This is a genomic window from Brevibacillus choshinensis (assembly GCF_001420695.1).
Lineage (GTDB): Bacteria > Bacillota > Bacilli > Brevibacillales > Brevibacillaceae > Brevibacillus > Brevibacillus choshinensis.
Map to the genome: position 1 here is coordinate 481905 of NZ_LJJB01000007.1, position 19278 is coordinate 501182.

A 19278-nucleotide genomic window follows, 5' to 3' on the forward strand; every position below is an offset into this window, starting at 1 on the left:
TCACAGTGAAGCTGGGTATACAGAATTTGCGGGCTTATAATTTTTTTTATTTTTCCCTTTTGTCGATCTTCATTTCGTTTTTACCCGTGTATTTGACATTTCGTGGAGTATCTCCAGGCGAGATCGGGATGATGGTGGGATTCGGCTCGTTTGTAGGAATTTTGTCTCAACCGTTCTGGGGGATGGTGAGTGATAAGTACAAGACGATCAAACGAGTCATTTTGCTTACTCTGGGTGCCTCTATTGCGGTGGGTATGTTCCTTTTTACTATGGACCATTTCTCCCTCCTTTTTCTCTTGGTTGGGGCCATGTACTTTTTTCTGCTTCCGACCGATCCATTGACGGAGAGCTTGAATTACCGGAAAGCCCAAGAGCATCAGATTAGCTTTGGCTCCATCCGTACATTCGGAGCTATCGGTTATGCGACAGCGTCCTTGATCATCGGTTGGACAGTAGATCAGTTGGGGATGGATCGGTTGGCTTGGCTCTTCTTAGGGTATGGCTTGCTCGCGTTTGTCTTTATCCTCGTCGTCTCCGATGCACCAGCCAGCAGCAAAAAGCTGTCCAAGCAGGAGCTGAAGCAATTTTTCTTTTATCCAAAGACGCTCCAGTTCTTTTTGTTGGTGCTTATCGCAGCGACCCCACACAGGACCAACGACAGCTTTCTCGGCGTCTTTGTGCTGAGCCTCGGTGGAAGTACAGGGGCAGTGGGTCAAGCATGGTTTTTGGCGGCGATTAGTGAGGTAGCATTCTTCGCGCTCAGTGCACGGATTTTGCAAAAATGGAGCGAGATCAAGCTGATTACGCTGGCAACAGCTCTCTATACGATTCGCTACGTGCTGTGCGCTCTGGCACCTTCAGCTGAGTGGGTCGTGTATCTGCAGTTCACCCAGGGTGTGACCTTCGTCATCTTTTACACAGCAACGATTCAGTACTTGTACCGCATCATTCCTGAGGAGTGGAAAGCGACAGGGCAAACGGTACTGGCGGTTCTGTTTTTCGGTATTTCCGGGATCATTGGGTCGATTGCAGGAGGATGGGTGTTCCAGCAGTTTGGGGGAGGGACGCTGTACATGGCAATGGCTGCATTCTCGCTGATTGCCTGTGGATATAGCATGACACTTTGGAAGTCACAGAGTACCGGAGTAGTCAAACCATAAAGAAAGAGCTGACGGAGATTCGTCAGCTCTTTTTTGATTCCATTTTTTAATAAAGCAAGTACTTCTCTACTTCTTCAGGATCCTTGATATGGATGCCCGGATCGCCGTATTTAAACAGCTGGAACAGCACCTGCTGGTCCATCGTACCGGCTTCTGGCAATGGCAGGATGATCCATGTTTCGTATTGGTGGATCAAGCGATCTTCTTTGCCGATCCAGAACGTGGTTTTGATCGTGGATTCATTCAGGATGTACTCCAGATCAGGACGGTCGCCCAACTGCTTTTTCAGCGGCTCAAACAAGGTGCTCTTGCTGGTTTTCAGCCAATCTGCGCCTGTCATTTTCAGCTGGAAGGGAACACATACTGTCCCGTACACTTTGTCGTCTGGAAGCTGCACAGCTCCATCCATGAAAGGTAGCCAGTCATCAAATCCAGCCAGTACATCAAACGCGAGCGGATCTTCTTTCGCCGTCAACCAGTAATCGTCGGCACGGATATACCGTTTATCGTCAATGCGATAGTACTGATAAGGCTGCGCTGCGATGCGAGCGTCCACGTTGTAGCCTTTACCATTGACTACTGCACCGTTAAACATGCTGGTCGTTGAGCGAGAGAGGATCATGTTCTTCACATGCCCTTTGTACCAGTAAGACTGAGCTTCGGTATCCGTCTTGGCTTTTTCCAAGGCAGTCTTCAGCCATTCCGCTCCCGATTCGGTCTGAGCCGTGGTCGTCTGCTCTGGCTTCGTGCCGAAGTTGGTGGAAGCGAAAGATTTTGGTCCGGACTCATAGGTGCACCCGCCCAGCAGGGCAGCCGCGCAGATGCCTGCGAGCAAAGCCGTTGCTTTTGTAAGCTTACGCATGGCGAACCCTCCTTACTACGCCATATCCCAGCAATCCGATAAACAAGATGACCGTGAGTGCGAAGACTGGGACATTGTGTGGTTTAAATACGAGCACCCGATGTGTATTGTAGATGGTCGCGACGATTTCATTTTGCTTGTCGCCATCGACGTCGCCTACCTGTACGTTAATCAGTGGCAAGTAGATGCGCCAGTTTTCTTTCAGACCATCTGGTGTATAGTCGTACCCGCTCAAATAGCGGCTATCGGTGGTACTGACCCAGCTTTTTGCTTTGGCGATAATTTCAGGCTTACTGTTTCCGACAGCTGCAAAATTGGAGAAGCGGAAGCTCTTGTCCTTATCAGAGCTTGCCCACAAAATCTCCCACGTGCCATCAGCTTTCGGTTTTAAAATGTAGGACGGTTTACCGGCGATCAGCAACTCGTCTACTTTGTCGTGATCGATATCAGCCGGAATAAATTCAGCGGTAGCCAGCTCCGCTTCCTTGCGGGTCAGCGTGTACGCTTCGTTTACGGTACCATCCGGTTCTACTTCGAGGACACTCAGGTGCTCACCCATGGCGAGCAAGCCTTCTTTTCCATCGGGAAGCATCATGGTGGTCAAGAGCTTGGTCGCTTTGGTCGTACCACCAAAAGGCTTGTCTTCATACGTTCCAGTCAGCATACCGTCCTTGATATGCAAATCTTTGTATTTGCTGCCCAGCTGATGGCGTAGATCCATACTTCCGCCGTTTTCGGCGAGCTGATTTGCAATGTTGTCCATATCCAGCATAAACGCGCGATAAGGTGCCGTTCCTACTTGCAGCATGCCTTCTGCGTATGACTGACGTTGGACGTTCGGCACGAGCTGGCCATCCTTCATCGTATAGTAAGGGAATCCTGGGTAGTCCGTCGGCATTTGCTCCTTGATACGAGCCATGGTTTCAGGCGAGATCTGGTCGTTCGGCATGCGGACCATCTTGCCGTCCTTCCAGGTCAGAACGTACAGGGAGACAGGCTCAGGCTGCAGGTGTAGGAGCTTGTCTGCCAGCTCTTTTTTCTCCTCTTCGGTCTCCGGCTTTTTCGCCGCTTCTTCGGGCAGAGGGAGCTCATCCGCATTTCCATATGTGATGATTTCCTGTTTGCCATCATTATCCACGTCGTACAGAGCCATTGGGAAATAGTCTACCCATTGTCCGTTGTACAGACGGTCTGATTCGTATTTCACCGTAAAGTGGCTTAATGCAGCCAAGGTATCACGATTGAATGTGACATTGGCGAGCAAGGCGATGACTACGAGAGAGCCGACCGCTTTCCAGTTTAATCGTCCATACCATTTTACGAGCAAACCGATGACGATGACGGCAATCGCGCCACCAATCAAGAGCGCAGCTGTAGTCTTTACATCGACGCGAGTCAAGGCGCGGTCGAGGAGCAAGACCCCTACCGTGAAGGCAAGTACTTGTCGGCGTTCATCTGGATGCACCACGTAATAGCAAAAAGCGAGCAGTGGTAGAAACACCAAGAGAGCGATCCACGTCAAGTCGAGAAACGCAGGTTTGATCAATAGATGGTAGATAAGCAGCAGAGCAACGGCGTACAATGCCCAGCCGACCGTAGCTAGAATAGGATTGCGTCGCATGGGATTCACCACCTTTTTGTTTGTGTCTGGTCGACGTACAATGCGCAGAAGAAGCCGCCGAACAGCCAGAAGTAGAGGGCCAAGAAAGGCACCTCAAAAATGTTTTCCACCAGATTGTGCAGGGCCACGGCAAACAGTCCGCCAAATAGGCCCAATAGGGAGAAGAAATAAGGTGATTGGGTCATGCTTCGAATCACTTTGATTCCATAGCGCAGGATCTGGGCGACGAGACCGATCAACATGATGATTCCGATCAATCCAAACTCTGCGAGACTCTTAAAGAAGTAGCTGTCCGAATAAATGGTGCCGAAATGTCGAGACGCAACCGCTCCGCCATGGTGGCCGAGACCGACGCCAAACAGAGGCTCCACACGCATTTTGTCATAAGCTTCACCCCATCGTCCGAGGCGTCCGCCATTCATGCTCGATTCGAAATAGTCGGGGGTAAACAAAGTAAAGATACGGTTGCTCACCTTTCCGACAAGGGGAACAGATTCAGGTACAAAGAACAGGCCAACTGCACAGATCACACCTACAAGCGCCAGATATAGAGCGATACGCTTTTTCCATATGTAGCAGCAAATGAACAACGAGAAGGCAAGCGCAAACCAGGCGCCACGCGATCCAGTCATGACCAAGGCAAGTAATGACGTGAGTGTTACGACAGCCCAGAGCACCTTTTCCTTGCGAGTCTGTGCCTTCAAAAACAGTCCGGCAGCTACAGGGGCGATCAAGGCCATATAACTCCCTAGCACGTTCGGACTGGTCACAAAGGAAAAGGCACGAGTCGTGACGGCCTCGCCTTCTTGTACCCAGGATTCAGGTGTTTTCACACCGATTACGACTTGCATGACACCGACCAGTCCGGCCAAAAATCCAACCAGAGCTAGTCCTTTCATGAGCTTGTCTAGCTGCTCCATCGACTGCAGGAGGTAGAATCCCATTAAAAAGGCGATGATGTACTGATAGACCGAGCGGAAGCCTTCTACGCTGGCATCCCAGTTGGCCATGTCAGTCACCATCAAGGCGATACCGAGAACCAGAAAAGCGATCAAGAGATGCTTGATCGGAGGCATCGTCCGTTTGCCCTGAAAATAGGCAATGAACGTGAATGCCATCAGGACGAGGAGCAATGCCTCATCCCAAAAAGATGAAACGACGGGAATCGGTAGAATTTTCCGCAACACATAATCAATGACAGGATAGGCCAAAAGCAAATACAACCACGTGGTTGATTGGCTTCCCCACTTCAACACGGTTTCTCTCATTTTGTTTGTAGTCCTCCTACATGCAGGGATTAACCTGTCTATTATAATGAATCCATCTAGCTTGCCGCAAGCAGGGCAGGAAAGTGGTTGGTAGGAACGGTGGAAATAAGATATGATAGCAAGGTATTAACAGCATTCGTCGTTTACTAGGGATTGGAGATAAGGTACATGAGTTTGTTAAAAATCGCTTCAATGATTGTCGTGCTGACGCTGGTTGGAAGGCTGCTGGGCTTTTTTCGCAGTATCTACCTCTCCAGCTTGTACGGGACAGGGATGGAGTCGGATGCTTTTAATATTGCAGCGACGATTCCTCTCACGTTGTTTTTGGTCGTGCCGGGTGCTGTGAATGCCATCCTCATTCCGACCATGCGTGGACTGATGGAAAAACAGCAGCGAACAGCTGAGCTGTACCACAAAATGCTGACGATCATACTCGTCGTCTTCGTCGTAATGGCGGGACTGGGAGTGGGCTTTTCTAGGGAAATGGCTGCGATGTTTGGCCTGACCGGAGCCAAGCTGGACCTGACAGCTGACATGCTACGGTGGATGTGGCCCTCTGCGATTTTTATAGGTTTGACAGGGCTGTGGTCGAGTATTTGCAACTCGCATCAGCATTTCTTTACGCCAACACTCGGGACCGTCGCGAATGGGGCGGTAGTCATCGTCAGTATGTATCTGTTAGTTCCGGCGTACGGTCCAAATGGACTTGCGATTGCGACCTCTCTCGGGTACTTGGCTGCGATGCTGACCATGATTCCGACCTTGCGCCGTTTTGGCTACGAGCATCGTTTGTCTTTTGAGTGGCGTGATGATGCTGCCCTAAAAGGAATGGGGGAGAGGGTCATTCCTATTCTCATCGGGGCTGTCGTAGCACAAGCAACGACGTTTCTGGAGAGGGGCTTCGCCGAAGGAGTAGGAACAGGCGTCATTTCTGCTCTGGCCAACGCCAACCAAATCGTACAGATGCCCATGGCAATATTTGTAGGAGCATTCACCTTGCCGCTCTTCCCTTTGCTCGCGAGCCACGTGAAGCGTGGAGAGATGAAAGAAATGAAGCAAATCCTGCAAAAAGGGCTTGCTTATCTGCTGATCTTGCTCATTCCTGTGACAGTTGGTCTTGCTTTGTACGCGGAGCCTGTCGTGCGGCTCGCCTTCGAACGGGGGGCCTTTGATGAACACTCCGTCGCTTTGACGGCTTGGGCTTTACCATTCTATGGGCTAGGTCTTTACTTTTTGGCGGCCCGCGATTTATTGACTCGCGCTTTTTACGCGTTGGAAAACACACGTACACCCGTCGTGATCGGAGCGATTGGAATCGGGGTGTACGCTGTCGCCAACTGGTTGTTGATTCCAGTGATGGGACACGGCGGAATCGCACTCGCCAATGCCTTGTCTGCTCTCAGTCAGGCAATCTTGCTCTTCGTTTTGCTCTGGAAAGCGGTGGGTAGACCCGTTCAGGCAGGCTTTCTCAAGACGCTAGCAAAGACGTTGTTCGCTTGTGTCGTGATGGGAGGGGCCATCGTTTTGGTAGACCCTTGGTTGTCGCTATTACCTCTATGGATCTATTTGCCCCTCGGTATCGGAGGAGCTGCGTTGATTTATTTGGCTGTATTGGCCGTTCTGCGTGAGCCACTCGTGTCTGAGCTGCTGCAAAAAGTACGCAGACGATCTACTCCATCGGCTGGGCGCTCGTAAGCGGACATTCCCGGATCGCGTAGCGGAATTTTCCTGATCCTGTAGGCGCGATCTGGTCGACGTACGCCACTTGTACGCTGACCTCACCCAGAGCCGTACGGATACCTGCCAGGAGGCGATCTTCATCAGCAGAGTGAAAACGTCCTGGCTCCTTGACCAGCTTAAGGCTAAGGCTCTGCGGCTCGTGCTGGATGATCTGGAAGGTGCGAAAGCTTTCCAGGTTCCGCACGATATGATTGAAATAATGCCCGTGCACATACTGGCCATTTTGAGAGATGAACATGTCGTCTTCTCGACCATCGATTGTTTCGAGGAGAGGATAGTTAATACCACAAGAACAGGCATCAGGAGAAAGGGCGACCATATCTCCTAGCTGATAGCGCAAGCGTGGCATGACGGTATTGTGCAGGTCCGTGACGAGCAATACCCCGGATTCACCAGGATAGAGCGGGAGGCTCGTGATCGGATCGACGACCTCCAAATAACAGTTTTCACTAAAAGCGTGCATTCTGTCTTCGGAGCATTGAAAAGCAATAATTCCTCCGTCACGGGCTCCGTACTCGTTGATGACAGGAGCTAGGAAGGCTTCGGCGATTTTTTTGCGCTGATGCTCATGCAGACTTTCCGCTGTAGAAACGACACCTTTTAATGGCACACCTACCGTCCAGCCGCGGTTTAGCATCATCTCCGCCAGCGTGTGGAGGGCAGAAGCGTAACCGTACAAGTAAGCGGGACGAAATCGTTGGATCAGAGTGAGGTGCGTTTCCAGCCTTCGTTCATCCAGTTCGTAGGCAGAGAGAAGCAGCCGGTTTTTGAGCCAGCGTTCCTTCCATCTGTATTGTCGAGCTTGTTGCTGGTTTAATTCCAGAGGAGAGCCCCAGATCATCACACAAGGGTCGCCGATCTGAATGCCGTGCCAGGACAGACCGAGCCAGCGCGCTGCTTCGTATCGTTCCACGGCTAGACGATCCAAGTAAAAACGGGTCGGTTCTCCGGTCGAGCCACCTGTGCGATTTCCAATCAGCTTGTTTGACAGAGCTCCCTTTGTCAAATACTCGTCAGCATACTGGCGAAAATGTGTTTTGGTCAGGACAGGGAGTCGCTGCAAAAAACGCTCGGGTGTAACAGGACTATGGTCCCAATCCGCCGCGAATGAAGCGTAGGCAGGTACGTTTTGAACCGCATGCTGAAGCAGTCTACCTAGCTTCTGGCTTTGCCGGTCTAGCAACTGTTCATGCGATACTTTCTGTGCGTGCTGCAATTCTCGTAAATAGTGGCGCGTGCGATTTTCCTTCAGACGCTCCATCAATGGCCACTGTACGTGACGGATCAAAAAACCGGTTACGGGCATGATTACCCCTCCTGTTCATGGCAGACGATTCTAAGAAGTCGTTGGAATCTGTGTTTCATCAGTATTCCTGCCAAATTCCATCGTTATACCTGTTTGCTGGAAAGGGTAAATGATAGTAGGATAGAGAGTGGGTTCATGTCGATTCGGGGGACGCCCCCCTATAAAGGAGTTTCCCATGTTGAAAAAAAGTCATTTTCTCGCAGGCGCGTTAATTCTCGCTGTAGCGGGAATTTTGTCCAAAGTGATCGGGATGTTCTATCGAATTCCTCTGCAGGAAATCGTAGGGGACAACGGTCTCGGTCTCTACCAAGAGGTATATCCGCTCTATTTGACCTTTCTGATTCTCGCTACAGCAGGTGTTCCTGTGGCGTTATCACGGGTCATCGCAGAAGCACTAGCTGAGGGTAAACAAGTCTCCGTCGGCCAAATATTGGCTCGCAGCATGGTGATGATGGGAGCTATCGGTATCGCCCTGTTTGCGATTTTGTACGTCACTTCACCACTGATTGCGAAATTAATGGGGAATCCTCATTTAATTGAGCCGATACGCGCGATTTCCCTTTCCCTCTTATTTGTTCCACTGATTGCCGTGATTCGCGGGTTCTTTTACGGCTATCAGAAGATGATGTTCGTGGGACTGTCCCAGATTGTCGAGCAGACCTTGCGAGTGGTGTTTATCCTGGTCGCTTCACTCTATCTGGTGTCGCTTGGAGAAGACACGGATACGGTCATCACTGGAGTAAACTTCGGAACGATGATCAGCACGTTTTTGAGTCTTGGTTTTCTCGCACTGCTGATGTGGTTGCATAACCGAAAGAACTCAGTGTTCCAAGGAGCGCAATGGAATCGTGTGGATTGGTGGTACGATCGTGCTTTCTTTGCATCGATGTGGCGGATTGCGTGGCCAATCTGCGTCAGTGCCCTGGTCATTCCGATTTTCAGCCTGACCGACTCCTTTCTCGCCATTAATATTTTTCGCTATATCTGGAATGTCGATGGTCTGACGGCGGATACGTGGTTCGGAATCTACAGCCGGGGAGGCCCACTCTTGCAAATGGCGAGCCTGTTCGGTTCGTCGATCGCGCTATCGATCGTACCGGCGATTGCGGAAGCAGTGAGGCAAAAAGACAATGAGCGTGTCACGACCTTGACGAAGCTTTCGCTGCGCTTTGCATGGCTGATCGGTCTGCCAGCTGGACTAGGCTTGACTGCTGTAGCGGAGGGGGCGAATCTGGCTCTTTACGGGGACATGGAAGGCACACGGGCGATGGCCATTCTCGGGATCAGTGCGATTCCTCTGTCCTTGCTCTTGGCGACCAACGGTATTTTGCAAGGGATCGGCAAGGAAAAGATCCCTGCACGTCATTTGCTCTACGGAGTCTTGGTAAAAGTGGCGGCTACCCTCGTATTTACTTCCTTGTTGGGAATGGACGGTCTTTCCTTGTCCTGGTTATGTGCGACAGCGTTTGTCTGCATCCTCAACATGCGGACGATCAATCGACTGGTAGTAGTCCCGATCAATTGGCGTTTTGATACGCTATACCCGCTGCTAGTGGCAAACTTGATGCTGCTTTTGGCTTGGGGCGCTACGGAAGCCGCTGGTTTTCTGCTCGCAGGCAAAGAAAAAATACGCCTGCTGGGTGCCTTTGAGACTGTCGCGGGAGTCGGAGTTGGCTTGTTTGTCTATTTAGGTCTGCTGCTGTTAATCCCACTGATTGAGGACAAAGAGCTAGATTGGCTGCCTGGTGGAAACAAACTCCGAACCTTGATGAATGCGATTCGTAAAAAAGAAACGCAATCAAAGATACAGTAACGATACACAAAAAGGGTGTCCCTTCTGTCTGCATGAGACAGGGGGACACCCTTTTTTATACAGATAAGAATTTATAAGATTCTTATCCAGTATAAGTGCAACATAGCGAGACTTCGAACGAAGTGAGATAGCAAGACTTGTGCCCTTTGGGTACTAAGGCTCCGCAAAAGGCTTGGCGGAGCCAAGTTTTCTAATGGGAAATCTCTACTTCTTTTGGTACACACATACGACCATTTTGACAAAGAACTCGCGAAACGCAGGGAGCTCTACCAACCCTTTGAGCTGATTGCGTAAAGGAATCTCTTTTTGGTAGACAGCAGGCTGTGTGACTCCTTGCTGAATCCGACGAAAGCGTTTGATCGTCATGCGATTGATGTACGAGATCGTATCGCTACCGTCAGGACGTTTGTCAAAACGGAAAGAAATACGGTCAGAACCGTCTGGCAAATCGCGAACGAGCTCTTTGTACGCATCGATCAGTGCCTGTTCGGAAAAGAGGGCGTGAACCCAAGGGATTCCGATTGCATCCGAGAGATGGGCACCGTACGGATGGTAGTAAGGTGGGAAGTTGATGTAGAGATGACCTCCTGGCTTCAATACACGGAAGCACTCTTCCAATGTCTTTTCAGGCTCACCAACGTGCTCCATGGCGTCATTCATGATGATCGTGTCAAAGGTGTTGTCTTCGAACGTCATCCGAGCCGCGTCCCCTGTCATGAAAGAGACGACGTCAGAGAGCCCTTTTTGTTTAGCAAAGTCATTTCCCTCTTCGGCGTAGTGAGGGACAATGTCGATGCCGATCATTTTTTTGGGACCGTAAGTCGCGTAGTAGCACGTTTTTCCACCGCCACCGCAGCCGATATCCAGCACGGTTTTGTCTCGGAACATCTGCTCCTGGGAGTGGAAGGGGAGGAAGAACTGAATGGTCTGGTCCCCTTTTTGAAATTGCCATTCGGTATAGCTCATCTCTCCGTTGTTGGCCAGGTTAAATGGATGGACCGGGAGAGGGAATAATCGATTCATTCCTATCAAAAGTTGAGAGGAAACGGACATCTGCTAGTCCTCCTTTTCAAGTCAGCCTTTTTTGTGCAGCGCTTGTAGGACTAATTCGCTGCTTTTGGCTGCTTCTATTTCGAGAAGACGGGAGTGTTCGGATACCACTTCTACTTCCTGTTCGAGGCGGTCGAGCCTCTCGGTCAGCAGGGCGAGCAAAGAGGTTTCATCTAGCTGAGTAATATGGCCGGCATTCGGCATCCCGGCACGCTCCACAAAACGATCAATTTTTGGATCGTAGGATATTCCGATAAAAGGCGTCCGCAGCATGCAAGCGAGAATCAAAGAGTGCAGGCGCATGCCCACGACGTAGTCGCATTGCTTCAGAACAGACATAATATCATGGAAGGTGACAGGCGCATCGAGTAACCGAGCCCCGGACTCTTGCATCTGATCCATGATTTCTTTGGAAGGAGCGAGGTCGCTCGGGACATGCATGGGCAAGAACAGCACGTTCCAGCCGCGTCGAATAAACCAGTCAGCAGCACGGGCTATGCTCTCTTTAAATGCTTGTTCCTGCTTCCAGTTACGGACGGAAATAGCGACAAGCGGCTTGTCAGGGTCAGTAAACAAACCATGCAGCAGCTCTTTGCCACGCTCGTCCGAAATATCTTCTGGAGATATGGTCAGAGCAGGGTCAGCAGTTATATGAATGGGTGCTTTTTTAACCCCACAGGATTTAAAGTCTTCGCCCGACTCGTAATCACGTACGGTGATGACGTCTACCCGATTAACCACCCGTTTGATCATGGATCGACTAAGTGGCTTTAGGATTGGCCCAAAACCTTGTGCGTAAAAGACGACAGGTTTGCCCAGCAGCTTGGCGATAGTGACGATGCCCAAATAGTAGAGGACACTGCGCGGACTGGTAACATCTTGCATCAGCGTACCGCCACCCATCACCAGCATGTCGCTTCGCATCAGCTCGCGGACGATGGTACCGAAGCTCCAGCGGTCATACGCCTCAATCCCAAACAATTCCGCTGTACGATCTGGTTGATTGGACAAAACGGCCAGGGAAATATTGGGTTGTTCCCTTTTGAGGGAGCTGATGATGCCGTACAGGACCACATCGTCTCCGGCATTGTTGAAGCCGTAGTACCCGGAGATGAGAATTCGCGACATGGAGTGAACCTTCTTTCTATATCAAACGTACAGGAAAAATACATTCTCAAGTATAATCGAGTAAACAAGGGGAAGTAAAGCAACCCTAGTAAAAACTTGATATCCCTACATTGCACCAGGCTTGAGTAGGGTATAATGAAAGGGTTGCGTTTACGAAAACATATAGAGGAAGCCCAGCGCAAACATGCCGATTCCGAGTACGATCAAGGCAATCATCGTGATGAGCAGTCCTTTATTTTTTCGGCGTCGATAAAAAAACTCGTCAAACATGGTAAACCTCCTAACGGAAAAATAGTCCATTCTATTATCATACCATGCACACTAGTATCCGTGCCATTGGCAGATGGATACAGGGCGTGGCAATAAATGAAGTCTTTTAACGATCAAGACGTGCTGGAAAGGTCAAAGGACGGCACACGGAAAGGAGCAAGACAATGACGGAAAATATGTGGCTGAAATACACGTTGTTGATAGAGAGAGAAACAGAGGACCCGTTTGTCGCGGAGGTGTTGACCAGTCCATACACGCTGGGCTGGATCGAACCACAAATCGAGGTGCTGACGACGGAAAACGGATACGACTTCGCGGAAGATACGGATGGGCCGGTCGTCGGTTATTTATTCGAGCCGATGCAGGATAGCGAAGAAGCGCATACGCAAAGACTCCGGTTATACATTCAGCGATGGAAAGGTCATGTGTCCTTAAAAGAGGTGGAACTCGTACCGGAAGAGAATGATTCATGGAAAGAAGAGTTTCGTGAGGTACAGGTAGGCAATTGGTGGATTGCTCCGACGTGGACCGATCCTCAGGCACTGGAAACAGCTGAACACATTCTGTGGATTGATCCGGGCGCTGCCTTTGGTACTGGCTATCACGGCACGACTCAGGATATGCTCCTGTTCCTCCAAGAGCTTTCTCTGACAGGCAAACGCGTCCTGGACATTGGAGCGGGCTCAGGAATTCTTTCCTTGTATTGCGTCCTGAATGGAGCGAGCCAGCCTGTTTGCGCAGTGGATATCAATCCGCAAAGTGAATACCAGGTGCTGGTAAATGCAACTAACAATCACTTGCCAGAGTCAACGGTGAACGTGGTGATCGGGGATGCTCAGGAGCCCTCTGTCGCGGATCGGCTACCGGAGATGTCTGACCTGATCTTACTGAATATTGGTGGCGATGAAGACATCGCTATGCTTCCCGTAGTAGAGCGACACATGGCGCCAGAGGGATTACTTTTGCTCTCGGGGATCGTAGAATGGAACCGGGATCACGTGATCACTATGTATGAACAAGCAGGCTACCGACTGGAAAAAGAGCGTCAAACCGACGAATGGATTACCGTCATGCTGAGAAAACAGAGATAGTGTTTTCAGGATGCAAACTTGTAACTAACATATGCGACAATAGAAAAAAATGAAAAGCGGAGGGGAAATAAATGGAGAAAGTGGTCATTGCCGCTGCTGGACGCACGCCGATCGGCTCGTTCGGTGGTGTACTAAGAGATGTAAGCGCTCGCAAGCTGGCAGAAACGGTCATTCGCGGTGTACTGGCAAAGTCAGGGGTAGACGGCTCCCAGATCGATGAGGTGATCCTCGGGAACTGCATTCAACGAAGTGATGAAGCGAACATCGCGCGTGTAGCCGCTCTCGATGCAGGTCTGGGCAAGGAAGTGACAGGCTTTACTGTTCAACGACAATGCGCCTCCGGAATGCAGGCGATTGCGAGTGGTGCGTCGGAAATCTTGCTTGGCGACAGTGAGATCGTCATTGCCGGCGGAGTGGAGAGTATGAGTAATGCGCCTTACGTGCTGAAAAATGCTCGTTGGGGCAAACGTCTTCAACACGGTGAAATGACAGATGCGATGTGGGAGCTGCTGACGGATCCTCACCATCAAATCTTGATGGGAGAAACGGCGGAGCGATTGGTAGACCGCTATAGCATCACCCGTGAGGAGCAGGACGTAATTGCCTTGCGCAGCCAGCAAAATGCAATCCGCGCAATTGACAATGGACTGTTCGCAGAAGAAATTATCGGAGTGCCTGTAAAGAAACGGGGAGAGGAAACGCTGGTGACCACCGACGAATTCCCACGTCGTGACGTGACGTTAGAAGGGCTCGCCAAGCTGAAACCGGGATTCCGTTCAGATGGAACCGTGACGGCAGGCAACGCTTCCGGACTCAACGACGGAGCATCTGCAGCGATTCTGATGAGAGAAGGAAAAGCACAAGAACTGGGGATCAAACCGCTGGGTAGAATCGTCTCCTGGGCTTGGGCGGGTGTCGAGCCTGATTTGATGGGCTACGGTCCTGTACCAGCCGTCAAAAAAGCGCTGGAAAAAGCAGGTCTGTCTTTGGCTGACATCGAGTTGATTGAAGTCAATGAAGCATTCGCCGCTCAGTATTTGGCAGTCGAAAAACTGCTGGAACTCCCAAGAGAGATTACGAACGTAAATGGAAGCGGCATCTCTTTAGGCCATCCTGTCGGTTCGACTGGATGCCGGATCGTCATCACTCTGTTGCATGAAATGCAGCGTCGTCAGCTCAAACGGGGTCTTGCATGCCTCTGCATCGGTGGCGGTATGGGGATGGCAATGGTCGTCGAACGCGACTAATGTACGTCAGTTACCTATGAAAATGCGCATCCCATAAGGTTTAAATAGAGCCTCCCCTGTTAAGAATGGAAGCAAGTCCCTGTCGATGCAAGCCTAGACGGGGGTTTTGCTCGAAGGGGAGGCTTTTTTGCTATGATGCTACTTTCATTTATGAAGAAACATGGGAAAAAGATCGCATTTCATACGATATCGTGCCTGGCCATTGGGGCGTTGGTAGCGGTAGCGTACACAGCCTATCAGTACAAACAGATGACGCAGAAATGGTATGCACCTATCGAGGGAAGGGCAGGGACTGTAAAACAAGCAACCGTTACCTTACCCCCTCGCGATCTGTTGACCGCTAGCGAGCCATTAAAGCCATTTCTGATGCTCTTGCTCGGTGTGGACAGCAGGGACGGAGAGAGTGCACGTTCCGATACGATCATGCTGGCCGCCGTTCATCCATCCAAGCAAGCTGCTTACCTGATTTCGATTCCACGTGACAGCTATATGGAGCTGAGTGGAAAAGGATACGATAAAGTGAACCATGCCATGGCTTTCGGTGGCCCGAAAATGGTGAAGGAATCACTGGAAAAATTTCTAGATGTGAAAATCGATCGGTATATGTCTGTCGATTTTGATGGTTTCCGGCAAATCGTCGATGAGCTGGGTGGCGTGCCTGTGGATGTCAAAAAGCGGATGAAGTACAGTGATCCAAGTGATGACACATACATCGATATCAAGCCAGGGCTGCAGAACCTTTCCGGGGAGCAGGCCCTAGATTACGCTCGCTATCGCAAGAGTGACTTGGGCAAGGAAGACAGTGACTATCAACGCATCAACCGCCAGCAGGAAATTGTCCGAGCGCTTGCAACCAAAGGCGCGTCTGTACAAGCGTACGCCAAAGCATTTTCGCTCATGGAAATCGTAGGAAACCACGTCAAGACAGATTTGACAGAGGGCGAGATCGCCTCGTTGCTCCTTTCGTATGGCGACCCGACCCCCAACATGATCCATACCGATACGCTAATCGGACAGGATGAACGTATCTGGCGCAATGGCATCCTCGGCTGGTATCACTTGGTTCCTAGCACGGAGCGGGAGCGTGTCCATCAGCAAATTGTCCAGGCAATGACCCAATAAAAAAGACAGAGTGAAGAGGAAGGCGGCGGACCCGACGTACCTTCCTTTTTTGTATTTCGGAAAGGGAGGACAATACCAATGAATAAAATTTGGATATAAATCAGTGAATTAGTTGTAAAATTAGCTATTTTTCGAATAAAATGTAGAAAGGAAGAGCTTATGAATGTAGATCATACGGGAGAGGCAAGGCCATTAAGGGATGGAGGGAATACCCATGTCAGATGCCAAGCCTTGGATTGCCAATTACCCGCCCGAAACTGCACCGTCGCTGGAATACCCCCGTGTTCCATTGACGTATTTTCTGGAACAGTCTGCCAAAGACTACCCGGACAGTTACGCGATCTATTTTATGGGAAAGCGCATTACCTATCGTGATCTATTGCAGATGTCGTATCAATTTGCCCATGCGTTGATGAGTCGCGGTGTGAAAAAAGGCGATCGCGTCGCCATCATGCTGCCCAATATTCCGCAGGCTGTCATCAGCTATTACGGTGTTTTGTTCGCAGGTGCCACAGTCGTCATGACCAATCCTCTCTACACGGAGCGGGAGCTGATTCACCAGCTGAACGATTCGGGAGCAGAAACGATCATTACGCTGGACCTGCTTTACAAGCGAGTTTCTTCCATAAAGGCATCTACTCCATTAAAACGACTCATTGTGACGAGTATTGGTGATTTCCTTCCCTTTATTAAAAAACTACTGTATCCACTCGTTCAAAAGAAAGAAGGGCACAATCCGCAGGTCTCATACGGCAGCGAAGTTGAGCCTTTTCTTTCTATAGTAAAAGAAAGCGCTACCACTCCTGTGCAAATGCAGGTCGATCCGGAGGAAGACATCGCATTACTGCAATATACAGGAGGTACGACGGGGGTAGCCAAAGGTGTCATGTTGACCCACGGCAATCTCATCGCCAACTCGATTCAATGCCAGGCTGTTCTTTACAAGCTGAAAAAAGGGAAAGAACGCATACTCGGTGCATTGCCCCTTTTTCACGTGTACGGAATGACGACTGTCATGAACAAAGGAATTTCGATCGCAGCTGAAATCATTCTCGTGCCCAAGTATGATGTAAAGCAAATTTTTGACATGATCGACAAGGTAAAGCCCACCTTGTTTCCAGGCGCACCTACGATGTACATCGCACTGATCAACCATCCTGACCTAAAAAACCATGACCTCTCCTCCATCGAGGCCTGTGTGAGTGGATCAGCTCCACTGCCAGTTGAGGTACAAAACAAATTTGAGGAGCTGACGCGCGGCAAGCTCGTGGAAGGCTACGGTCTGACAGAAGCTTCTCCGGTGACTCACTCCAATCCGATCTGGGGCAAGCGTATTACTGGCAGCATCGGACTGCCTTGGCCTGATACTGACTGCCGCATCGTTGATTCCGCTACGGGTGAAGCACTGCCCCAAGGCGAGGTAGGTGAGCTGGCTGTAAAGGGACCCCAAGTGATGAAGGGCTACTGGAACCGCCCGGAAGAAACAGCAGCGATTTTGCAAGATGGCTGGCTGCTGACCGGGGACATGGGATATATGGACGAAGAAGGCTACTTCTATATCGTGGACCGGAAAAAGGACATGATCATCGCGGGTGGCTTCAACATCTATCCGCGTGAAGTAGAAGAAGTGCTTTTCGAACACCCTGCCATACAGGAAGCAGCAGTGATTGGGGTGCCGGATCCATATCGCGGAGAAACCGTCAAAGCGTTCGTGGTGTTCAAGCAGGGGCAGCACGCAAGCGAAGAAGAGCTGGAAAAGCACTGCAGGCAACGGTTGGCTGCGTATAAAATCCCGCGCAAGTATGAGATTCGCGCCGATCTACCCAAAACAATGGTTGGTAAAGTGCTTCGCCGTCAATTGCAGGACGAAGACAAAAAAAGGCGTGAAGCAGAAGACAATCAAATCAAAACCAGCTAAGTATAGCTAGCAAAATAGGTCCGTTTCCTTTAGGGGGAATGGACCTTTCTAGATTGAGTATGCCCGAACTGTACAAACAATTCTGCAATCTCTCCGTGCGTACGATTGACACAGACCATAGACTGGTATAAACTGAACATGAATGAACGGTCATTCATTTTATTGTCATTGCTAGTAAACATGGAGGTACGTATGGCAAAGAAAACGGGGGAAAAGTATCAAGCCATTATTGATGCTGCTGTACGCGTCATCGCTCGGCAGGGCTATCACAACGCCCAAGTATCTAAGATTGCAAAAGAGGCGAAGGTAGCGGACGGCACCATATACCTCTATTTTGAAAACAAGGATGATATCTTGATTTCTCTGTTCAACGAAAAAATGGGCAATTTTGTTGAAACAAACCGGAGACATATCGCAGAAGCATCATCCATCGAGCAAAAATTGTATGTACTCGTACATGCGCACTTTAGCCAATTATCTTTGGATCACGATTTCGCTAAGGTGACGCAGATCGAGCTGCGCCAGTCCAATCCACATATCAGCGAAGGTATCGGCAATGTTATGAAGCAGTACTTTGATCTGATCGACGAAGTGATCCGGGAAGGGATCGACAAAGGAATATTCCATCCCGACATCGACGTGCGGGTGGCGCGGAAAATGATTTTTGGTACGCTGGATGAAGTGACGACGTCTTGGGTGATGAAACAGTGCAAGTACGACCTGGTCTATCATACGGAATCCGTTCATAACCTCTTCCTGTACGGCATGAAGGGAAAATGATGAAAGAAAAAGCTTTTTTTGCTTGGTGACCTTTGTTACAATGAAGTTGTACGACTGAGCGTCCGCTCAGCAAATAGCGATTCCTTTTTTAATAAAGATACAGTTTGGGGGGAGAGAAATGGATTCGCGTTGGAATGTGCAGATCGCCGATCGTGTAGCCGTGGCCACCATCACCAACCCGCCAGCCAATGCACTGAGCAAACCTGTGCTCGCGCAATTGGGTGAGCTGTTGGATCAATGGGAAAACGACGCCGAGATAAAAGCGATCATCTTGACCGGAGAAGGACGCTTTTTCATTGCAGGCGCAGATATCAAGGAATTTACCGAGCTGCAGTCGGCGGATGCCGAAGCAATGGCGAAAAGTGGCCAAGCGCTGTTCGACCGTCTGGAGAATTTTCCAAAGCCCATCATCGCAGCGATTAACGGCGCGTGCTTGGGAGGCGGCTTGGAGCTGGCGATGGCGTGCCACATTCGATTCGCTGCCCATGAAGCCAAGTTGGGGTTGCCCGAGTTGAACTTAGGACTGATTCCGGGCTATGGTGGAACACAGCGCTTGCCTCGTTTAGTTGGTCGTGGAAAAGCGACGCAGCTGATCCTCACATCGGACATGATCGGTGCCGAGGAAGCTTTGCGAATCGGTCTTGTGGAAGCGGTTTATCCGGCAGAGCAGCTGTTGGATGAAGCCAAGAAGCTGGCCACCTCGATCGCGACAAAGAGCGCAGTTACACTGAAGCTGGCGCTAGCTGCCATCCAAGGAGCAGTAGAGCTTTCGCAGTCTGAAGGACTTGCAAAGGAAGCAAAACTGTTCGGCGAAGCATTTACCTCAGAAGATGTAAAAGAAGGCGTAGGTGCCTTTTTGGAAAAACGCAAGCCAAATTTCGCTGACCGCTAACAAGGTCATT

At 50.3% G+C, this 19278-nt stretch carries 15 protein-coding genes; 9 read left to right on the forward strand and 6 right to left on the reverse strand.

All coding sequences use genetic code 11. The features are described 5' to 3' along the window. Positions 1-5 precede the first annotated feature (5 nt). Positions 6-1160 (forward strand): MFS transporter, encoded by a 1155-nt coding sequence (locus tag AN963_RS02315; protein ID WP_055742951.1) that lies wholly within the window; start codon positions 6-8, stop codon positions 1158-1160. Positions 1161-1206: 46 nt separating this feature from the next. On the opposite strand, the gene AN963_RS02320 is transcribed toward AN963_RS02315, so the two are convergent. From AN963_RS02320 to AN963_RS02330, 3 genes are read right to left on the reverse strand one after another with little or no spacing between them, the layout of a single operon-like run. Further along, complete coding sequence (locus AN963_RS02320; protein ID WP_055742952.1) at positions 1207-2022, reverse strand: hypothetical protein; 816 nt, start codon at positions 2020-2022, stop codon at positions 1207-1209. After that, positions 2015-3643, reverse strand: coding sequence for a hypothetical protein (locus AN963_RS02325; RefSeq protein WP_055742953.1), 1629 nt, complete (start codon positions 3641-3643; stop codon positions 2015-2017). The genes AN963_RS02320 and AN963_RS02325 overlap by 8 nt, the downstream gene beginning before the upstream one ends. A 5-nt stretch (positions 3644-3648) precedes the next feature. After that, the gene (locus AN963_RS02330) at positions 3649-4911 is read right to left on the reverse strand and encodes an O-antigen ligase family protein (RefSeq protein ID WP_055742954.1); all 1263 of its coding nucleotides are present in this window, start codon (positions 4909-4911) and stop codon (positions 3649-3651) included. A gap of 168 nt (positions 4912-5079) precedes the next feature. On the opposite strand from AN963_RS02330, the gene murJ reads away from it, so the two are divergent. Then, the gene (gene murJ, locus AN963_RS02335; protein ID WP_055742955.1) at positions 5080-6606 is read left to right on the forward strand and encodes a murein biosynthesis integral membrane protein MurJ; all 1527 of its coding nucleotides are present in this window, start codon (positions 5080-5082) and stop codon (positions 6604-6606) included. Here murJ and AN963_RS02340 read toward each other — a convergent pair. Further along, the gene (locus tag AN963_RS02340) at positions 6581-7957 is read right to left on the reverse strand and encodes a phenylacetate--CoA ligase family protein (RefSeq protein ID WP_055742956.1); all 1377 of its coding nucleotides are present in this window, start codon (positions 7955-7957) and stop codon (positions 6581-6583) included. The two genes, murJ and AN963_RS02340, sit on opposite strands and share 26 nt — an antisense overlap. Before the next feature lie 175 nt (positions 7958-8132). Here AN963_RS02340 and AN963_RS02345 point away from each other — a divergent pair, with 175 nt between their 5' ends. Beyond that, positions 8133-9770: a putative polysaccharide biosynthesis protein gene (locus AN963_RS02345; protein ID WP_055742957.1), complete on the forward strand. Its 1638-nt coding sequence runs from the start codon at positions 8133-8135 to the stop codon at positions 9768-9770. Between the two features lie 204 nt (positions 9771-9974). Here the strand turns inward: AN963_RS02345 and AN963_RS02350 are convergent, their stop codons facing one another. Next, entirely contained in the window at positions 9975-10823 is an 849-nt protein-coding gene (locus AN963_RS02350) for a class I SAM-dependent methyltransferase (RefSeq protein ID WP_055742958.1), read from the reverse strand. A 21-nt stretch (positions 10824-10844) separates the two neighbouring features. Continuing rightward, positions 10845-11948, reverse strand: coding sequence for a polysaccharide pyruvyl transferase CsaB (gene csaB, locus AN963_RS02355; protein WP_055742959.1), 1104 nt, complete (start codon positions 11946-11948; stop codon positions 10845-10847). Between the two features lie 434 nt (positions 11949-12382). Here csaB and AN963_RS02360 point away from each other — a divergent pair, with 434 nt between their 5' ends. The 6 genes from AN963_RS02360 (at position 12383) to AN963_RS02385 (ending at position 19268) form a co-directional block, all read left to right on the forward strand. Continuing rightward, positions 12383-13309 carry a 50S ribosomal protein L11 methyltransferase gene (locus AN963_RS02360; protein WP_055742960.1) on the forward strand — a complete coding sequence of 309 codons (927 nt, stop codon included), beginning with the start codon at positions 12383-12385 and terminating at the stop codon, positions 13307-13309. 71 nt (positions 13310-13380) lie between these two features. Then, the gene (locus tag AN963_RS02365) at positions 13381-14556 is read left to right on the forward strand and encodes a thiolase family protein (protein WP_055742961.1); all 1176 of its coding nucleotides are present in this window, start codon (positions 13381-13383) and stop codon (positions 14554-14556) included. 132 nt (positions 14557-14688) lie between these two features. After that, the gene (locus tag AN963_RS02370) at positions 14689-15678 is read left to right on the forward strand and encodes an LCP family protein (protein ID WP_055742962.1); all 990 of its coding nucleotides are present in this window, start codon (positions 14689-14691) and stop codon (positions 15676-15678) included. A 214-nt stretch (positions 15679-15892) separates the two neighbouring features. After that, a complete protein-coding gene (locus AN963_RS02375) occupies positions 15893-17596 on the forward strand; it encodes an AMP-binding protein (protein WP_055742963.1) in 1704 nt (567 codons plus the stop codon). 192 nt (positions 17597-17788) lie between these two features. After that, complete coding sequence (locus tag AN963_RS02380; protein WP_055742964.1) at positions 17789-18376, forward strand: TetR/AcrR family transcriptional regulator; 588 nt, start codon at positions 17789-17791, stop codon at positions 18374-18376. Between the two features lie 118 nt (positions 18377-18494). Continuing rightward, positions 18495-19268, forward strand: coding sequence for an enoyl-CoA hydratase (locus tag AN963_RS02385; protein ID WP_055742965.1), 774 nt, complete (start codon positions 18495-18497; stop codon positions 19266-19268). The last annotated feature ends 10 nt before the right edge of the window (positions 19269-19278 follow it).

Coding starts and splice junctions, on each gene's coding strand:
- AN963_RS02320 (WP_055742952.1), bottom strand. CDS start 2,022: ATGCGTAAGCTTACAAAAGCAACGGCTTTGCTCGCAGGCATCTGCGCG.
- AN963_RS02325 (WP_055742953.1), bottom strand. CDS start 3,643: ATGCGACGCAATCCTATTCTAGCTACGGTCGGCTGGGCATTGTACGCC.
- AN963_RS02330 (WP_055742954.1), bottom strand. CDS start 4,911: ATGAGAGAAACCGTGTTGAAGTGGGGAAGCCAATCAACCACGTGGTTG.
- murJ (WP_055742955.1), top strand. CDS start 5,080: ATGAGTTTGTTAAAAATCGCTTCAATGATTGTCGTGCTGACGCTGGTT.
- AN963_RS02340 (WP_055742956.1), bottom strand. CDS start 7,957: ATGCCCGTAACCGGTTTTTTGATCCGTCACGTACAGTGGCCATTGATG.
- AN963_RS02345 (WP_055742957.1), top strand. CDS start 8,133: ATGTTGAAAAAAAGTCATTTTCTCGCAGGCGCGTTAATTCTCGCTGTA.
- AN963_RS02350 (WP_055742958.1), bottom strand. CDS start 10,823: ATGTCCGTTTCCTCTCAACTTTTGATAGGAATGAATCGATTATTCCCT.
- csaB (WP_055742959.1), bottom strand. CDS start 11,948: ATGTCGCGAATTCTCATCTCCGGGTACTACGGCTTCAACAATGCCGGA.
- AN963_RS02360 (WP_055742960.1), top strand. CDS start 12,383: ATGACGGAAAATATGTGGCTGAAATACACGTTGTTGATAGAGAGAGAA.
- AN963_RS02365 (WP_055742961.1), top strand. CDS start 13,381: ATGGAGAAAGTGGTCATTGCCGCTGCTGGACGCACGCCGATCGGCTCG.
- AN963_RS02370 (WP_055742962.1), top strand. CDS start 14,689: ATGATGCTACTTTCATTTATGAAGAAACATGGGAAAAAGATCGCATTT.
- AN963_RS02375 (WP_055742963.1), top strand. CDS start 15,893: ATGTCAGATGCCAAGCCTTGGATTGCCAATTACCCGCCCGAAACTGCA.
- AN963_RS02380 (WP_055742964.1), top strand. CDS start 17,789: ATGGCAAAGAAAACGGGGGAAAAGTATCAAGCCATTATTGATGCTGCT.
- AN963_RS02385 (WP_055742965.1), top strand. CDS start 18,495: ATGGATTCGCGTTGGAATGTGCAGATCGCCGATCGTGTAGCCGTGGCC.